At 68.6% G+C, this 17,394-nt stretch carries 18 protein-coding genes; 10 read left to right on the forward strand and 8 right to left on the reverse strand.

Features of this window, described 5'->3' with window-relative positions; translation table 11 throughout:
* Window position 1 precedes the first annotated feature (1 nt).
* A complete protein-coding gene (gene phnF, locus ACT54L_RS05205; RefSeq protein ID WP_476084491.1) occupies window positions 2-766 on the reverse strand; it encodes a phosphonate metabolism transcriptional regulator PhnF in 765 nt (254 codons plus the stop codon).
* A 137-nt stretch (window positions 767-903) separates the two neighbouring features.
* Between phnF and phnG the strand changes: the two genes are divergently transcribed.
* From phnG to phnN, 9 genes are all read left to right on the forward strand, one after another.
* Window positions 904-1,359 carry a phosphonate C-P lyase system protein PhnG gene (gene phnG, locus ACT54L_RS05210; RefSeq protein WP_476084492.1) on the forward strand — a complete coding sequence of 152 codons (456 nt, stop codon included), beginning with the start codon at window positions 904-906 and terminating at the stop codon, window positions 1,357-1,359.
* Window positions 1,359-1,970, forward strand: a complete 612-nt coding sequence (gene phnH, locus ACT54L_RS05215) for a phosphonate C-P lyase system protein PhnH (RefSeq protein ID WP_476084493.1) — start codon at window positions 1,359-1,361, stop codon at window positions 1,968-1,970. Before phnG ends, phnH begins: the two co-directional genes overlap by 1 nt.
* A gap of 4 nt (window positions 1,971-1,974) precedes the next feature.
* The gene (locus ACT54L_RS05220) at window positions 1,975-3,117 is read left to right on the forward strand and encodes a carbon-phosphorus lyase complex subunit (protein ID WP_476084494.1); all 1,143 of its coding nucleotides are present in this window, start codon (window positions 1,975-1,977) and stop codon (window positions 3,115-3,117) included.
* A complete protein-coding gene (locus ACT54L_RS05225; protein ID WP_476084495.1) occupies window positions 3,114-4,016 on the forward strand; it encodes an alpha-D-ribose 1-methylphosphonate 5-phosphate C-P-lyase PhnJ in 903 nt (300 codons plus the stop codon). The genes ACT54L_RS05220 and ACT54L_RS05225 overlap by 4 nt, the downstream gene beginning before the upstream one ends.
* Window positions 4,013-4,504 (forward strand): N-acetyltransferase family protein, encoded by a 492-nt coding sequence (locus ACT54L_RS05230; protein ID WP_476084496.1) that lies wholly within the window; start codon window positions 4,013-4,015, stop codon window positions 4,502-4,504. The genes ACT54L_RS05225 and ACT54L_RS05230 overlap by 4 nt, the downstream gene beginning before the upstream one ends.
* Window positions 4,501-5,280: a phosphonate C-P lyase system protein PhnK gene (phnK, locus tag ACT54L_RS05235; protein ID WP_476084497.1), complete on the forward strand. Its 780-nt coding sequence runs from the start codon at window positions 4,501-4,503 to the stop codon at window positions 5,278-5,280. Before ACT54L_RS05230 ends, phnK begins: the two co-directional genes overlap by 4 nt.
* The gene (gene phnL / locus ACT54L_RS05240) at window positions 5,277-6,050 is read left to right on the forward strand and encodes a phosphonate C-P lyase system protein PhnL (protein WP_476084498.1); all 774 of its coding nucleotides are present in this window, start codon (window positions 5,277-5,279) and stop codon (window positions 6,048-6,050) included. Before phnK ends, phnL begins: the two co-directional genes overlap by 4 nt.
* A 95-nt stretch (window positions 6,051-6,145) precedes the next feature.
* Window positions 6,146-7,303 carry an alpha-D-ribose 1-methylphosphonate 5-triphosphate diphosphatase gene (locus ACT54L_RS05245; protein ID WP_476084499.1) on the forward strand — a complete coding sequence of 386 codons (1,158 nt, stop codon included), beginning with the start codon at window positions 6,146-6,148 and terminating at the stop codon, window positions 7,301-7,303.
* Entirely contained in the window at window positions 7,300-7,908 is a 609-nt protein-coding gene (gene phnN, locus ACT54L_RS05250; RefSeq protein ID WP_476084500.1) for a phosphonate metabolism protein/1,5-bisphosphokinase (PRPP-forming) PhnN, read from the forward strand. Before ACT54L_RS05245 ends, phnN begins: the two co-directional genes overlap by 4 nt.
* Window positions 7,909-8,120: 212 nt before the next feature.
* Here the strand turns inward: phnN and sciP are convergent, their stop codons facing one another.
* The 4 genes from sciP to ACT54L_RS05270 form a co-directional block, all read right to left on the reverse strand.
* Window positions 8,121-8,396 carry a CtrA inhibitor SciP gene (gene sciP, locus ACT54L_RS05255; RefSeq protein WP_127089660.1) on the reverse strand — a complete coding sequence of 92 codons (276 nt, stop codon included), beginning with the start codon at window positions 8,394-8,396 and terminating at the stop codon, window positions 8,121-8,123.
* Window positions 8,397-8,868: 472 nt separating this feature from the next.
* Window positions 8,869-11,103, reverse strand: a complete 2,235-nt coding sequence (gene glyS, locus ACT54L_RS05260) for a glycine--tRNA ligase subunit beta (protein ID WP_476084501.1) — start codon at window positions 11,101-11,103, stop codon at window positions 8,869-8,871.
* Window positions 11,104-11,203: 100 nt separating this feature from the next.
* Entirely contained in the window at window positions 11,204-12,508 is a 1,305-nt protein-coding gene (locus ACT54L_RS05265; RefSeq protein ID WP_476084502.1) for an MFS transporter, read from the reverse strand.
* Window positions 12,509-12,529: 21 nt separating this feature from the next.
* Complete coding sequence (locus ACT54L_RS05270; protein WP_476085161.1) at window positions 12,530-13,456, reverse strand: glycine--tRNA ligase subunit alpha; 927 nt, start codon at window positions 13,454-13,456, stop codon at window positions 12,530-12,532.
* Between the two features lie 209 nt (window positions 13,457-13,665).
* Here ACT54L_RS05270 and ACT54L_RS05275 point away from each other — a divergent pair, with 209 nt between their 5' ends.
* Entirely contained in the window at window positions 13,666-14,085 is a 420-nt protein-coding gene (locus ACT54L_RS05275; RefSeq protein WP_476084503.1) for a hypothetical protein, read from the forward strand.
* Between the two features lie 118 nt (window positions 14,086-14,203).
* Here ACT54L_RS05275 and ACT54L_RS05280 read toward each other — a convergent pair whose 3' ends face one another.
* The 3 genes from ACT54L_RS05280 to ACT54L_RS05290 all read right to left on the reverse strand — a co-directional run bounded on the left by ACT54L_RS05280 (window position 14,204) and on the right by ACT54L_RS05290 (window position 17,342).
* A complete protein-coding gene (locus ACT54L_RS05280; RefSeq protein WP_476084504.1) occupies window positions 14,204-15,295 on the reverse strand; it encodes a TRAP transporter substrate-binding protein in 1,092 nt (363 codons plus the stop codon).
* A 135-nt stretch (window positions 15,296-15,430) separates the two neighbouring features.
* A complete protein-coding gene (locus ACT54L_RS05285; protein ID WP_476084505.1) occupies window positions 15,431-16,567 on the reverse strand; it encodes an Mrp/NBP35 family ATP-binding protein in 1,137 nt (378 codons plus the stop codon).
* Between the two features lie 82 nt (window positions 16,568-16,649).
* Window positions 16,650-17,342, reverse strand: a complete 693-nt coding sequence (locus tag ACT54L_RS05290) for a haloacid dehalogenase type II (RefSeq protein WP_476084506.1) — start codon at window positions 17,340-17,342, stop codon at window positions 16,650-16,652.
* Between the last annotated feature and the right edge of the window lie 52 nt (window positions 17,343-17,394).

Here is a 17,394-nt window from a genome sequence, read left to right on the forward strand (position 1 = left end):
CTCAAGGCTTGACCACGAGTTGCACCCGGTCCGCCGCGAAGCTGGAGCGCCCCCATTGCAGGGGCACGCCATTGGGCTCCACGTCGACGCGCTCCAGCACCAGGACGGAGCGGCCGGCGGCAAGGCTCAGCACCTCCTGTTCCCGCTCGGTGGCGGGGCGCGCCGAAATCCGGGTCTCGCGGCGACGATAGTCCTGGATGCCGATGGTGGCGAGAGCCCGCGTGAGCGAGCCAGTGGCGGCATAGACAAGATCGAGGTCGCGGCACCGGGCATGGACGAAATAGGCGCGCCCGAACGAGATGGGCACCCCATCCGCCTCGTGCATGCTCTCGATGACCAGCAATTCCGTGCCCTCCGCCACCCCGAGGCCGCGCGCCGCCTCGGCGGAGGCCGGTTCCAGGGAAGAGCCCAGATAGCGCCCGAAGGGCTCGCGACCCCCGGCGGAGACGATCTCCGAAAAGCGGGTGCGCGGGCCGATGGGATAGGAGAGCGGCGGCTCGCGCACGAAGGTGCCGCGCCCGGCGGTGGCCTCGATCAGGCCGCGTTCGCTGAGCACCGCCAGGGCCCGGCGGACCGTGTGCCGATTGACGCCGAAGCGCACCGCAAGCTCTGCCTCCACCGGCAGCCGGGCGCCCGGGGCAAAGGTGCCCTCCGCGATTTCAGCCTCCAGGCGTTCGGCGATCTGCTTCCACAGGGCGACCCCGTTGTTGCGGGCGAGCGCGCCTTCTTCAGCCGCCGTCATTGTCCCGTGATCGAAGTCTTCCATCCTCCCCCCGCTTGCTGTTTGCCACCGCCATTCCGGTCTTGTGCATTTGTATAGACCAATATACAAATAAACACCAGATCAGCACATGATACCTCCGACGCTCGCATTGGCATCGGAGTTGACGGCTTGAGGGCTCCATGACGGCAGACCAGGACCTCACCGAACACCGGCAGGCGGCGATGACCATTTTCGCCAGCGCCACGCAGAAGGAACTGGACGCGGCGCTGGAGCGCTTCGCGCCCTTGCCGCCCATCAAGGACCTGCGTGCGACCGAATCGGGCCTGGCCATGGTGCGCGGCCGCATCGGCGGCGACGGCGCGCCCTTCAATCTGGGCGAAGCCACCGTCACCCGCGCGGCGGTGCGCATCGGCAACGGCCCCACCGGGGTTGCCTATCTCATGGGGCGCGATCCCAAGCGCGCCCGGTCCGCAGCCATTCTGGACGCGCTCTGGCAGGACCCGGCCCTGCGGCCGGCGCTGGAAGACGCCTTGAAGCCCATCCGCGCGCGCATCGCCGCCGACGAGGCCGCCGAGGCCGAGCGCACAAAGGCCACCAAGGTGGACTTCTTCACCATGGTGCGGGGAGAGGATTGATGGCCGCCACCGCTCTTGCCTCCGGCTTTTCCGATCCCGCCCGCGATGCCCAGCGCACCTTCAAGGCGGTCATGTGGGCGCTGGCCCAGCCCGGCACGCCCCAGAATCTGGCCACCGACCTCGCCCCCCCGGCTCCGCTGACGCCGGAGCTTGCGGCCATCGCCCTTGCGCTCCTCGACTATGAGACGCCCGTCTGGCTCGATCCCGCCTTGCGCGACGGCCCGGGGGTCGCGGACTTCCTGCGCTTCCACACCGGCGCGCCGCTGGTGGACGATCCCGGCGACGCCCGCTTCGCCCTCATCGCCTCGGGCGCGGACCTGCCGGACTTCGCCCGCTTCGCCCAAGGCGAGCCCGATTATCCCGACCGTTCGGCAACGCTGATCGTCGGCGTGGCGGAGGCCGGGCCGGACGTGCCCGGCATGCGCCTTCGGCTCGAAGGCCCCGGCATTGACGGGACGGCCCGGCTCGGCGCCGCCCCGCTTCCCGAGGACATGGCGGACCGGCTGCGCGAGAACCGCGCCGCCTTCCCGCTCGGCATCGACCTGCTGCTGGTCGCGCGTGGCATCGTGGTGGGGCTCCCCCGCTCGGTGCACGCCGGCGCGGAGGAGTAAGCCCATGTATGTGGCAGTGAAGGGCGGCGAAACCGCCATCGGCAATGCCCACGCTCTGCTGGATCGGACCCGGCGGGGCGATCCGACGGTACCGGAACTGGGCATCGACCAGATCCGCGAGCAGCTCGCCCTGGCGGTGGACCGCATCATGGCGGAAGGCTCGCTCTATGACCGCGACCTCGCCGCCCTCGCATTGAAGCAGGCGCGCGGCGACATGATCGAGGCCATCTTCCTGGTGCGAGCCTTCCGCACCACCTTGCCGCGCTTTGGCGCCACCGAGCCGGTGGATACGGGGGCCATGCGGGCCCGCCGGCGGATCTCGGCCACCTTCAAGGACCTGCCCGGCGGGCAAGTGCTCGGCCCCACGTTCGACTATACCCATCGCCTGCTGGACCCGGCCCTGGCGGTGACTGCGGCCGAGGCCGCCCCGCCCGCCCCCCGTGCGGACGAGCGGCCCGCCGCCACGGCCCAGGCGCCGGAGCCCATGCCCCGCGTCACTGATTTGCTCGGCGACGAGGGCCTCATCGAGCCCGCGCCTTACGATGACGGCAGCGAGCCGCCAGACCTCACCCGCTCTCCCCTCTCCTTCCCTGCCGAGCGGCCGCTGCGCCTCCAGAACCTGGCGCGCGGCGACGAGGGCTTCCTGCTGGCGCTCGGCTATTCCACCCAGCGCGGCTATGCCCGCACCCATCCCTTCGTCGGCGAAGTGCGCATGGGCGAGGTGGAAGTGGAGCTCCATGTGGAGGAGCTGGGCTTTGCCGTCCCGCTCGGCCGCGTCACCGTCACCGAATGCCAGATGGTGAACCAGTTCAAGGGCTCGGCCAGCGTGCCGCCCCAGTTCACCCGCGGCTATGGCCTTGTGTTCGGCCAGTCCGAGCGCAAGGCCATGTCCATGGCGCTGGTGGACCGGGCGCTGCGCTGGCAGGAGCTGGGGGAGGAAAAGACCGCCCCCGCCCAGGACACCGAATTCGTCCTCTCCCATTCCGACAATGTACAGGCCACCGGCTTCGTGGAGCACCTGAAGCTGCCCCACTACGTGGACTTCCAAGCCGAATTGGACCTGGTGCGCCGCATGCGGGCCACCGCCTTGCCGCAGGACGAGGACCCCGCTGACGAAGCCCTCCAGCTGCCGGAGGCGGCGCAATGACCACGGCCCCCACCACGACCGCGCCCGCCATCACCTATAATTTCGCCTATCTGGACGAGCAGACCAAGCGCATGATCCGGCGCGCGATCCTCAAAGCGATCGCCATTCCCGGCTATCAGGTGCCTTTCGCCAGCCGCGAAATGCCCATGCCCTATGGCTGGGGCACCGGCGGCGTGCAGGTGACCGCCGCCATCCTCGGCACCGACGACGTGCTGAAGGTCATCGACCAGGGCTCCGACGACACCACCAATGCGGTGGCGATCCGCGGCTTCTTCAAGAAGACGGCGGGGGTCGCCACCACCACCCGCACGGCTGAGGCGAGCGTCATCCAGACCCGCCACCGCATCCCCGAAGCCCAGCTGAAGGCCGGGCAGGTGCTGGTCTACCAGGTGCCGATCCCCGAGCCGCTGCGCTTCCTGGAGCCGCGCGAGACCGAGACGCGCAAACTGCACGGCCTCGCCGATTACGGCCTCATGCATGTGAAGCTCTACGAGGACATCGCCCGCCACGGCCATATCGCCACCACCTATGCCTATCCGGTGGCGGTGGCCGGGCGCTATGTGATGGACCCCTCCCCCATCCCCAAGTTCGACAATCCGAAGATGAATGACAGCCCGGCGCTGCAACTCTTCGGCGCCGGACGCGAGCAGCGCATCTATGCCATCCCGCCGCACACCCGCGTCGTCTCGCTGGATTTCGAGGACCATCCCTTCCGCGTCCAGCATTTCGCCAAGCCCTGCGCGCTGTGCGGCGCCACCGGTGTCTATCTCGACGAGGTGATCCTCGACGACAGGGGCGGGCGCATGTTCGTGTGCTCGGACACCGACCATTGCAGCACCCGCCAGGCCGAGGGCCACCGCGGCGAGATGAGCGCCCCGGCGCAGGAGGCGGCGGAATGAGCGGCCTCCTCATCCGCCCTGCGGGCGAGGACGACCTCCCGGCCGTGCTCGGCCTTTATGCCCAGCCGGACATGGACAATGGCCGTGTCCTGTCGCTGGAGGATGCCCGCGCCGTGTTCGCCCGCTTCGCGCTTTATCCCGACTATGTGCTCTATGTGGCCGAGGAGGCGGGAGCGGTGGTCGGCACCTTCGCCCTGCTGGTGATGGACAATCTCGGCCACCAGGGCGCGTCCTGCGCCGTGGTCGAGGACGTGGTGGTGGCCGCCGGCCGCCAGGGCGGCGGCATCGGCGCCGCGATGATGCGCTTCGCCATGGCCAAGGCGGCGGAAAAGGGCTGCTACAAGCTGGCCTTGTCCTCCAACGCCCGGCGGACCCAGGCGCACCATTTCTACGAAAACCTCGGCTTCCGCCGCCACGGCGTCAGCCTGCATGTGGATCTCGACCCGGCCCGCCCCCAGGCGGCAGGCCGTGCGGAGGCTTTGGCATGAGCGCGGATGATCCTCTTCTCGTCGCCCGGGGCCTGACGAAATATTACGGCGCTCGTCCCGGTTGCCTGGACGTGGACTTGACCGTCCATCCCGGCGAGGTGCTGGCCATCGTCGGCGAATCCGGCTCGGGCAAGTCCACCTTGCTGTCGCTCCTCTCCACTGAGCTGGCCCCCACGTCGGGCGATGTGAGCTACCGCATGCGCGATGGCGCGCTGCGCGACCTCGCCAGCCTGTCGGAGGCCGAGCGGCGACTTCTGCTGCGCACCGACTGGGGCTTCGTGCGCCAGCATGCGGAACAGGGCCTGCGCATGGCGGTGTCCGCCGGCGGCAATGTGGGCGAGCGCCTCATGGCGGTGGGCTGGCGCCATTATGGGGAGATCCGCAATGAGGCCACCGACTGGCTGGGCCGGGTGGAGATCGATGCCAGCCGCATCGATGATGATCCCCGCGCCTTTTCCGGCGGCATGCGCCAGCGCCTGCAGATCGCCCGCAATCTCGTCACCCGGCCCCGCCTCGTTTTCATGGACGAACCCACGGGCGGCCTCGACGTGTCCGTACAGGCGCGCCTCCTGGACCTCATCCGCTCCCTGGTGGCCGACCTCGGCGTGGCCGTCATCATCGTCACCCACGACCTGGCCGTCGCCCGCCTCCTGTCCCACCGCATCATGGTGATGCGGCGCGGCCGGGTGATCGAAGAGGGCCTGACGGACCAGGTGCTCGACGATCCGCACGAACCCTATACCCAGCTCCTCGTCGCCTCGGTGCTTGCCGCATGATGCCCGCTACGCTCGACGCCACCCTCGGGGCTGCCGAAGCCCCTTCCGCACCGCCCTTCCCCGTCTCGGAGGCGGCCCGGCCGCGCCTGAAGGTGGAGGGGCTGGAAAAGGCCTTCACCTTGCACCTGCGCGATGGCGCGCGGCTGCCGGTGGTGCGCAACGTGTCCTTCGAGGTGCATGGCGGCGAGTGCGTGGCACTGGGCGGGCCATCCGGGGCCGGCAAGAGCTCCATCCTGAAGATGATCTTCGGCAATTACCGTGCGGATGCCGGGGCCATCGAGGTGGCCGACGGGCCGCACGGGGTGATTGACGTGGTGAGGGCCGATCCCCGCCGCATCCTCAAGCTGCGCCGCGAGCGCATCGGCTATGTCAGCCAGTTCCTGCGGGTCATTCCCCGCGTGCGGACGCTGGACGTGGTCAGCGAGCCCCTGCGCCAGGATGGCGTCGCCCCGGAAAAGGCGGAGGCCCGCGCCCGCGACCTGCTCGCCCGGCTCAACCTGCCCCAGCGCCTGTGGGACCTGCCGCCCGCCACCTTCTCCGGCGGCGAGCAGCAGCGGGTGAACATTGCCCGCGGCTTCATCTCGCCCCGCGACCTCCTCTTGCTCGATGAACCCACCGCGTCGCTGGACGCCGCCAACCAGGCGGTGGTGGTGGACCTCATCGGCGAGACCAAGGCGCGCGGCACGGCCCTCATCGGCATCTTCCACGACACTGCCATCCAGGCGGCCGTGTCCGACCGGGTGATCGACGTGGCCCGCTTCCGGGTCTGATCGCCGGACCGTCGTATTGCACCTTTCACGCGGACGGAGCCGAGACAGCGCCTTCGCCCGCAAATGATGAAACACGCCTCCAAGGAGGAATTGCGATGCCGCAGGCGTCTCCCGAACCCGAGCTCATCCTCGCCAATGCCCGCATCGTCACCGCAGATGCGGTGATCGAGGGCGATGTGCGCATCCGCGACGGGCGGATCGCGGAGATCGGCACCGGCGCCGCGCCCCACGACGCCATCGATTGTGCCGGCGACTATGTGCTGCCGGGCCTTGTCGAACTGCACACCGACCATGTGGAAGGCCATCTGTCGCCCCGACCCAAGGTGCGCTGGAACCCCATGGCAGCGGTGCTCGCCCATGATGCGCAGATCGCCGCCTCCGGCATCACCACCGTGTTCGATTCCCTGCGCGTGTGGCCGGATAAGAAGGCGGTGGGCATGGATGGCGATGCCCCCGTCCTTGCCGAGGCGCTGAGCGCCGCCCGCGCGGCGGACGCCCTGCGGGCCGAGCACCTCATCCACCTGCGCTGCGAGATTCCCACCGACAGCGTGGTGGAGGATGCCCAGGCCCTGATGGACCGCTTCGAGGTGCGCCTCGTCTCGCTCATGGACCACACGCCGGGCCAGCGCCAGTTCGCGACCATCGAGCAGTTCCGCAGCTACTACAAGAAGAAGAGCGGCATCACCGACGCGGAGATGGACGTCATCGTCGCCACCCGCCTCGATTTCCACGCCCGCTTCGCCCGCGAGAACCGAGCCGGCCTCGTGGCCCTGGCGCAGGCGCGCGGCATCGTGCTGGCGAGCCATGACGACGGCACGCCGGATCATGTGGAGGACGCCATCGGCGATCAGGTGGCCATCGCCGAATTTCCCACCACGCTGGAGGCGGCCCGCCTGTCCCATGCCGCCGGCATCCGCGTGCTCATGGGCGCGCCGAACCTAGTGCGGGGCGGCTCCCACACCGGCAATGTCTCGGCCCAGGAACTGGCGCGCAACGGCTTGCTCGACATCCTGTCCTCGGACTATGTGCCCTCCTCCCTCCTGTGGAGCGCCTTCGACCTCACGCGCCGGGAAGAGGCCATCAGCCTGCCACAGGCGGTGCGCATGGTCTCCCGCACCCCCGCCGAGGCGGCGGGGCTCCTGGACCGGGGAGAGATCGCGCCCGATCGGCGGGCGGACCTGATCCGCGTGGGGCTCGTCGGCGACATGCCGGTGGTGCGCGGAGTATGGCGCGAGGGGCGTCGGGTGGCATGAGCGATGCGCAAGGGCGGCTGGGGCCGGGGGCCTTGATCCTGGTGGTGGGGCCTTCGGGCGCGGGCAAGGACACGCTCATCGACATCGCCCGTGCGGCGCTGGCGGAGCGGGCCGACGTGCATGTGGCCCGCCGCCTCGTCACCCGCCCGGCCGGCGCCGGGGAAGCCCATGGCACCCTCACGCAGGAGGAATTCGACCGGCTCCAGCCGCGCTTTGCCTTGTGCTGGCAGGCCCATGGCCTGAGCTACGCGCTCGGGGAGGACGTGGCGGACTGGATTTCAGCCGGGCATACGGTCATCGCCAACGGCTCGCGGGCCACCTTGCCGGTGGCGCGGACGCGTTTTGAGCGGCTCCATGTGGTGCATGTGACGGCGCCGGTGGAGGTGCGCGCCCAGCGCCTCGCCGCCCGCGGGCGGGAGAGCGCGCAGGACATTGCCGAACGGCTGATGCGCGCCCCGGCCCTCGACATCGCGCCGGACCTGGAGATCGTCAATGTGGGCACGCCCGAAGACGGTGCCGCGCGCCTCGCCGATTTCGTGCGGGGCGTCGCGGACGCAACACAGCTCCACCCCGCGCCGGCTGAACCCGCACGGGCCCAGCACTGACCGCCATGGTCTGAGCTGTTCCTGATCTTGGCTGATCCGCCATTACGGCTGTCTTCGCAAGATGAACCGCCGCTGAGGCGCGAAGACGGGGGCGGATGATCTCGACCCGAACGCTTTTTCGGGAAGATGCGATGCGCATCTGCCGTGCCTCTGAAAGACGAGCGCCGGCCTAAGGAGAGATCCGGGCGGGCGTGACGCGCCGCCCCTTGCCTTTATTGGCGATAATGCTGGATGCGCGTGGTGCGCAGGCCGGGAAGGCCGTGACGGTCGATGGATGCCTGCCAGGACAGGAATTCGTCCACCGTCAGCGTATAGCGCTTGCAGGCTTCCTCAAGACTGATGAGACCCCCGCGCACGGCGGCGACCACTTCTGCTTTGCGCCGGATGACCCAGCGTCTGGTGTCCGGTGGCGGAAGATCAGCTACGGTCAACGGACTTCCGTCCGGGCCGATCACGTATTTCACCCTCGGCCGATAGGCATCGGTCATCGCTACGCTCACCCATTACTCAACCCAACCCTCTGAGCACAGTGAAGCGGGGCAATGAACATTTCCCTAAAAACCCAAATAAAACCGATATTTACTTGTATTAACAGGACCTAAATCCCATCGAGCCTCACGACCCTTTGAAGACGACCTCCCGGACCTCGTCCTCTCCCCACGGCGTGAGGGTGCCCACTGGTGCGCGATGGCGCGCCCGGGGCCTGCAACCTTATGGAATCAAAGGCGCTGACAGGAGCGAGGGGACCGGCGGCGGCACGGCGGCGGGGAAGACGCGGCGGGGGCGCTAGACAGAGCGGCGTCAGTGGCACCGGGCCGATCCGGGGCGCGCGGCCGAGCGCGGCCTTAACAATTGGCGCGCTGGCATGGCGCCGGCGGCGGAAATTTCGCCCCATTGGGCGCGGCGGGGGTGCGATTTTCTGCGCCGGCGCCGCAGGGCGGCGCCGGCGAACGGGAATGCCTATCCCTCGATGCGGTCGAAGTCGGCGATTCCGCGGGTGGCGGCGCGAATCTCGTCCAGCAGCTTCAGGCGGTTGATGCGCAGCGGGGCCTCGGGGGCATTCACCGTCACATCCTCGAAGAAGGCGTCCACGGGCGCGCGCAGGCGGGCGAGCGCCGCCATGGCGCCGGCATAATCCTCGGCGGCCACGGCCGTGCGAACCTGCGCCTTCACCTCTTCGATGGCGCCGCCCAGGGCCTGCTCCTGCGGCGCCACGAAGAGCGCGGGGGCGGCCGGCCCCTCATAGCGGGCGCCGTCCTTCTTCTCCTCGATGCGCAGGATGTTCACCGCGCGGCGATAGCCGGCCAGCAAGGTCTTGCCGTCGTCGGTCTCCAGGAAGGCCTGGAGGGCCTCCACGCGGCGGACGATCTGCAGCAGGTCGTCCTGCCCCTCGAGCGCGAAGACGGCGTCCACGAGATCGTGGCGGGCGCCACGCTCGCGCATGTGCACCTTGAGGCGCTCGGCGAGGAAGGCGAGGAGGTCGGTGGCAAGATCCCCCGCCAGCGTCTGGCCTTCCACCCGCAGGGCCTCGTCGGGCACCGAATCCGGCCCGAGCTTGGCAATGCGGCGAGCGAGGTCGTGCAGGATGTCCGCCACCAGCTTGTTGGCGAGCTTGTCCAGGCGGAACACGTCCAGCGGGTTGGCACCGTAATGGGCCTCACCCAGGATGGCGCGGGCGGAGGCGACGATCACCGGCCGCAGGGGCAAGGTCAGCTGGTTATCCAGCACGATGCGGATCACGCCCAGGGCGGCACGGCGCAGGGCATAGGGGTCCTTGGAGCCGGTGGGCTTCTCATTGATGACCCAGAAGCCCACCAGCGTGTCGATCTTGTCGGCCAGCGCCACCGCCACCGAGACGGGCGCCGTGGGCACGCGGTCGGACGGACCCTGCGGCTTGTAATGATCTTCGCTGGCCGCCGCGATCTCGGCCGGCAGCTTCTCGTGCTCGGCATAATAGCGGCCCATGAGGCCCTGCAGTTCCGGGAACTCGCCCACCACCTCGGTCAGCAGGTCCGCCTTGGCGATGCGGGCGGCGCGGGCGGCAAGCTCGGGATCGGCGCCCACCTGCGGCGCGATCTCGGCGGCAAGGCGCGAGATGCGGGCGATGCGGGCGCCCTGGCTGCCCAGCTTCTCGTGGAAGGTGATGGTATCGAACTTGCCGAGCCGGTCTTCCAGCGCCGTGCGCCGGTCGGTGTCCCAGAAGAACTTGGCATCCGACAGGCGGGCACGGATGACGCGGCCATTGCCCGCCACGATGGCGGCGCCCTGGTCGGTGGCGGCCAGGTTCGAGATCAGGATGAAGCGGTTGGCGAGGCGCCCGGTCTTGGGGTCCTTCAGCACGAAGCACTTCTGGTTGGCGCGGATGGTGGCGCGGATCACCTCGTCGGGAATGTCGAGGAAGGCGGCATCGAAGGCGCCGATGAGCACCACCGGCCATTCCACCAGGCCCGCCACTTCCTCCAGCAGGCCCTCGTCCTCCACCAGCTCCAATCCGTGGACGAGCGCCAGGTCCTTCGCGTCGGAAAGGATGATGGACTTGCGGCGGTCGCGGTCGGCCACCACCTTGGCGGCCTCCAGCTTGGTCAGCCAGTCATCCAGGCGCTTCACCTCGATGGCGCCGGGCGCCAGGAAACGGTGGCCATAGGTGACGTTGGACGAGGTGATGCCCTCCACCTCGAAGCGGATGACCTCCACCTCCTCGATGTCGGTGCCGAAGGTGCAGACGATGGAATGGAGCGGGCGCACCCAGCGCATGCTCCCCGTGCCCCAGCGCATGGACTTGGGCCAGGGGAAGGCGCGGATGATCTGCGGCACGATCTCGGCGATCACCTCGGCGGTGGGGCGGCCGGGCCGCTCCACCACGGCCACGTAGAAATCGCCCTTCTTGGGGTCGGTTTGGATGGTGGCCTGATCGATGGACGCGAGGCCCGCGGCCTTGAGGAAGCCCTGGATGGCCCCCTCCGGCGCGCCCACGCGCGGACCCTTGCGTTCTTCCTTGCTGTCCGCCTGCCGGCCGGGCAGACCGTGCACCGCCAGCGCCAGGCGGCGCGGCGTGACGAAGGCCTTCGCGCCCTCATAAAGCAGGCCGCGCTCGACCAAAGCGTCCGTCACCAGCTTGCGCAGCGCCTCGGCGGCCTGCGCCTGCATGCGGGCGGGGATTTCTTCGCTGAACAGTTCAAGAAACAGGTCGGGCATCGGATCTGGCTCTTCCTGCCCGGGCGGACGCGCCGGGCGGGTTGGCGGAGGAAAATGGGGGCGGACCAGACGGGCCGGCTGCCCCCGCGTCTATTCTGTTTCAGCCAGCGCGTCGAGATGCCGGCTGGGCGGGATCGGGATCGAGCGGGCCGAGATGGCGGTCCTTCAGGGTCACCACCACCAGCGCCGCCACACCGGAGACCACCGCCAGGTAAAGCGCCGGCGCCATCTTGCTGCTGAGGTCCCCCACCAGGAAGGTGGCCACCATGGGCGCGGTTCCCCCGCCGATGCCCACCCCCAGATTCCACGCGAACGCCACCGCCGAGCAGCGCCGTTCGCGCGGGAACATCTCCACCAGCATGGCCGCCATCGGTGCATTGGCGAGCGGCAGCAGCATCGCCAGCACCACCTGGCCCGAGATCACCAGGCGCACGTCGTCCCGTCCGAACAGGGTGAACAAGGGCCAGGTGAGAAGCGTCAGACCCGCCATGCCCACCAGCAGCACGGCCCGCCGCCCCATCTTGTCGCTGAGCACCGCGCAGACGGGCACCAGCACCATGGTCACCGCGAGGCAGACGGTGTTGAGGCGCAAGGTGAAGCTGGCGGACAGACCATCCTGCTCCTGGAGATAGGTCGCCAGATAGACGAACAGCAAATAATAGGCGACGCCCGCCTGGAAGGAGAGGATCACCGCCCGCGTCAGGTCGGGCCAATCGTGCCGGAACGTATCCAGGAGCGGCAGGCCGCCGGAGGGCGCCGCCGGCGCCTCCCCAAGGGCCGTGCGGCGCAGGTAAAGCGACACGATGCCCAGCACCACCCCCAGCAGGAACGGCACCCGCCATCCCCAGCTGGCCAGATCGTCGGGGCTCAGCGTGGTGGAGACGATGGCGGCCACCCCGGACCCGAGCAGCGTGCCGCCACTCACGCCGGCCGCCGAAAACGAGGTGGCAAAGCCCCGGCGCCCGGGGGCGGCATGCTCGGCCAAAAAAACGGCGGAGGTGGTGTATTCCCCACCTATGCATACACCCTGGACGAGGCGCATCAGCAGAAGCAGCACCGGGGCGGCCATGCCCACCATGTCATAGGTGGGCAGGAAGCCGATGGAGACCGTGGAGGCGGTCATCAAGCCGGCGGAGACCACCAGCGCCCGAGAGCGTCCGAGCCGGTCCCCCAGCGTGCCGAACACCACCGCTCCCAGCGGACGCATGAGGAAGGAGGCGGCGAAGACCGCGAAGGCCGAGAGCAGCCCCACGAAGGGCGTGCTGAGGGGGAAGAACACCTTGGCGAACACGGTGGCGAAGAAGCCATAGGCCGCGAAGTCGTACCACTCCAGCACATTGCCCGCGGCGCCGGCGGCCACCGTCTTCCAGGGAAGGCGCATGGCGCGCCCGGCATGATCGTCCATGGGCCCCCGCCCCTTTCCCGATCAGGCGGCGCCGCCGGCCTGCGTCTTCAGAAAGGCCGCCCCGCACGCCTTGGCCAGCTCGCGCACCCGCAGGATGTAGCTTTGCCGCTCGGTCACCGAGATGACGCCGCGCGCATCCAAGAGGTTGAAGACGTGGGAGGCCTTGATGCACTGGTCATAGGCCGGCAGCGCCATGAGGTGCCGCTCGCCCCGGTCGCCGGCCGCCAGATATTTGGCGCAGGCCGCCTCCGCCATGCGGAACTGCTCCAGCAGCATGTCGGTGTCGGCATATTCAAAATTGTGGCGGGAATATTCCTGCTCGGCCTGCAGGAAGACATCGCCATAAGTGACCTTCTCGGCGCCCTCGCGCCCGTTGAAATTCAGGTCGTAGACGTTCTCCACGCCCTGCACATACATGGCGAGGCGCTCCAGGCCATAGGTCAGCTCGCCCGAGACCGGCGAACACTCGAAGCCCGCCACCTGCTGAAAATAGGTGAATTGCGAGACTTCCATGCCGTCGCACCAGCATTCCCAGCCCAGGCCCCAGGCGCCAAGCGTCGGGCTCTCCCAGTCATCCTCGACGAAGCGCACGTCATGCAGGCGCGTGTCGATGCCGATGGCGTCGAGGGAAGCGAGATAGAGCTCCTGCAGGTTGTCCGGCGAGGGCTTCAGGATCACCTGGAACTGATAATAATGCTGGAGGCGATTGGGGTTCTCGCCATAGCGCCCATCCTTCGGCCGGCGCGAGGGCTGCACATAGGCGGCGCGCCAATGGCGCGGTCCGAGCGCCCGGAGCGTGGTGGCCGGATGGAAGGTGCCCGCGCCCACTTCCATGTCATAGGGCTGCAGGACCACGCAGCCCTGATCCGCCCAGAAGCGCTGCAAGGTGAGCAGCAATCCCTGGAAGGAACGGTCGGGGCGCATGTGGGCGGGCAGCGAAGGGTCGATCATGGGCAGCCTTCCGGCAGCTGGAAGAGGGGTCGAAACGCGCGCGGACACTAGAGCAGGCGTCGATCACATTGCAACGCCATACGTTCCCCGGCGCAGGCCTCCTCCCCATGCGCGGCCGCGCGATGCCCGTGCACACGCCGGCGTGATTGAACCGGGGCGCCGTGAGGGCGTTGCAACGAGCGAGCGGGACGACAAAGGAGATATCAATGAACAAGACGCTTCCCCTTCTCACCGCCGCCGCCCTGGCGCTGACCACCATGGGCGCCGCCGCCCAGAGCGGCATCGCCCCTGCCCCCAACACCCAGGCCGGCCCGGCACAGGAAGGCGGGCGCACCGGCATGAGCCCGGGCGCCTCCGGCTCCGGCGCGGTGCATCGCAATGACCAGGCCGCCCAGCCGACGCCGCAGAGCGGCGTGGCCCCCGGCCAGAACACCCAGTCCGGCGCCGCCCAGCAGGGTGGCCGCACCCAGGCCTCGCCCGGCGGCAGCGGCGGGTCCATGGACACCACCGGTTCGGTGAACACCCCGTCCACCCCGCGCAGCGGCGTTGCCCCCGGCCAGGACACCCACAAGGGCGCCGCGCAGGAAGGCGGCCGCACCCAGGCGACCCCCGGCGCGACCCGCTAAGCCGCGGCATGCGCAAGGCGCTGGAGACCGCGCCTTAAAGGGCGTGCCTAGGAGGGCGTACCAATAAAAAAGGCCCCGGATCGCTCCGGGGCCTTCGTTCGTCGGGGACCGATCCGACTCAGCCGCGGCTGCGGGCGCGGATCATGTAGTCGTCGTAATTATACTCGGCGATCTGCCACCACAGGTAAGATTCGTTACGGAACGGACGGGCCGATTCGTAGATCTTCTTGAAGTCAGGGTTCTTGGACCCGATGTCTTCATACATTTCGTGGGCGACCTTGAAGCAGGCGTCCATCACGTCATTGGGGAAGCGGCGCAGCTGGCTGCCGGCCTTCACCAGACGCTGCACGGCGGCCGGGTTCTTCGCGTCGTAATTGGCGAGCATGTCGCCATTCACCTGCGCGGCCACCGAGGTGAGGACCGCCTGGTAGGTCTTGGGCAGCTCGTTCCACTTGTCCTGATTGTAGAAGAAGGTCAGGCCCGCGCAGCCTTCCCACCAACCGGGATAATAGTAATACTGAGCCACCTTGTAGAGGCCGAGCTTCTCATCGTCATAGGGGCCGACCCACTCGGCGCCGTCGATGGTGCCCTTTTCCAGCGCGGGATAGATGTCGCCGCCGGCGAGCTGCTGAGGCACGGCGCCGAGCTTGGAGAAGATCTGGCCGGCAATGCCGGCGATGCGGAACTTCAGGCCCTGGAGGTCCTGAATGCTCTTGATCTCCTTGCGGAACCAGCCGCCCATTTGACAGCCCGTATTGCCGCCCGGCAGCATGACCACGTTATACTTCTTGTAGAACTCGTTCAGAACCTGGAGGCCGCCGCCATGGTAGAACCAGGAATTCAGCTGACGGGCATTGAGGCCGAACGGGAAGGCGGAGCCGAACGCGAAGGACGGGTCCTTGCCCACATAATAATAGGAGGCCGTGTGGCACATCTCGACGGTCTTGTTCTGGGTCGCGTCGAGGGCCTGCAGACCGGGGACGATTTCACCGGCCGCGAAAACCTGGATCTGGAACTTGCCGTCGGTGGCTTCCGCCACGCTCTTGGCCATCAGCTCGGCGGCGCCGTAGATGGTGTCCAAGGACTTCGGGAAGGAGGAGGTGCAGCGCCACTTGATCTCGGGCTGAGACTGCGCGATCGCCGGCATGGCGACGGCGGTGGAGGCGGCGACGCCCGCGCCCGCAGTGGTCAGGAACTCACGGCGTTTCATGTCTGAGACTCCCTATGAAATTCTTCTGGCATCCCGGTTCGGCCGGCCTGCCGACGGAACGCCCTACCCTCTTCTACCGGAAGGCGGTTGCATTGGCGACCGCCCGCATATGGGACTAAAGGCGTAGGTCGGCCGCTACTCGATCACGATCCGCGGCGCCTTGCGGGCACTGGCACCCACCCGCCCCATGGAGGCCTGAACGGCGCGGGCGATATTGCGATAGACCTCCGCCTGCGGGCTCTGCGGGTCGGACACCAGGATGGGCAGGCCGGCATCCGACATCTCGCGAATGCGCATGTGGAGCGGAACTTCGCCCAGGAAGGGCACGCCGATCTCCTCCGCCTCGTGCCGTGCCCCGCCATGGCCGAAAATGTCCGAGCGCTCGCCGCAATGGGGGCACATGAAATAGGACATGTTCTCCACCACGCCGAGGATGGGCACGTTCACCCGCTGGAACATGGCAATGCCGCGCCGGGCGTCGATCAGCGCCAGATCCTGGGGCGTCGAGACGATGACGGCGCCAGCCAAATTGACCTGCTGGGCCATGGTGAGCTGGGCATCGCCGGTGCCGGGGGGCATGTCCACCACCAGCACGTCCAGCGGCCCCCACTTCACCTCGCGCAGCATCTGGGTGAGCGCCGACATGACCATGGGGCCACGCCAGATCATGGGGGTCGCCTCGTCCACCAGGAAGCCGATGGACATGAGCTGGAGGCCGAAATTCTCCAGCGGCACCATCATGCGCCCGTCCACCGTCTCCGGCTTGCCATGCACGCCCGACAGACGCGGCACGGAGGGCCCGTAGATGTCGGCGTCCAGGAGGCCGACCTTCAGGCCGAGATCGCGCAGGCCCAGCGCCAGATTGATGGACAAGGTGGACTTGCCGACGCCGCCCTTGCCGGAGGCCACCGCGATGATGGCGCCGACGCCGGGCACCTCGATGGCCTTGCCGCCCCCTTGAGGGCCGCCCTGAGGACCGCCCTGCGGCCCGCCTTGGGGCGCCCCGCCGGGCCGGCCGGCCATCTTGCGCTCGGCGGTGAGCGCCACCAGCGCCGAGGCGACGCCGGGCAGCGCCCGCACCACCTCTTCGGCGGCCACCCGCACCGGCTCCCACGCCCGCGCCTGGGCGGCATCCACATTGATGGAAAGATAGACCTTGCCGCTGGTGACCACGATGCCCGACAAGGCCGGGGATGCGGACAAGGGCACCCCGTCGGGGGTCCGCACCTTGGCCAGGGCCTCGCGCACGCCGGTTTCGGTCACATCGCTCATCAGGCCGTCTCCACTCCATACCCGAACGGGCGCACTCGCCCGAGCGTCTCCTTTCGCATGGGCGGCGGCGGTGAGGAAGGCCTTATCTGGCGTCCACGTGCTCCACCAGGGCCTGAAGGTCGGTCAGGTTGGAGACGGTGGCGAGGGGGGCAAGGGATGGATATTCGGCCGGCTCGGCGCCGCGATTGACCCACACCGTGCGAAAGCCGAAGGCGGTGGCCCCGGCCACGTCCCAGGTGTTGGAGGCGACGAACATGATGTCGTCCCGGTCGAGGCCGAGGCGGGTGCAGGCCAATTGGTAGGCGCGCGGGTCCGGCTTGAAGGTGTGCACTTCCTCGCAGCTCAAGACCTCGTCCACGAGGTCCCCGAGGCCGCCCTTGTCCACCGCCGTGGCCACCATCTCCTGCGTGCCGTTGGACAGGATGATGATGCGGCGGCCGCTGCGCCGGAGGTCCTGCAAGGCGGGGGCCACATCCGGGTAGGGATCGAGCACCATGAAGGCTTCGGCGATCTCGTCCACCAGGGCGGCGCCGGAATCATCGGCGATGCCACACACCCGCAAGGCATAATCCAGCGACTGGCGGGTGACGGCCAGGAAGTTGCGGTCCAGGCCCATCAGGGCACAGGTCCAGGCATATTCCAGCTGCTTGGTGCGCCACACGTCCAGGAACCGCTCCGCCGGCGCCCCGAGAACCTGCAGATGATGCTTCAAGGCCGAGCGCAGGTCGAACAGCGTGCCATAGGCGTCGAATACGCAAGCGGACGTGGCATGCATGTCAGGGCTCCCGTGCCGACCCATTATAATGCGGACGGCGCCGATGTATCGC

The organism is Aquabacter sp. DMC10 (genome assembly GCF_056314145.1).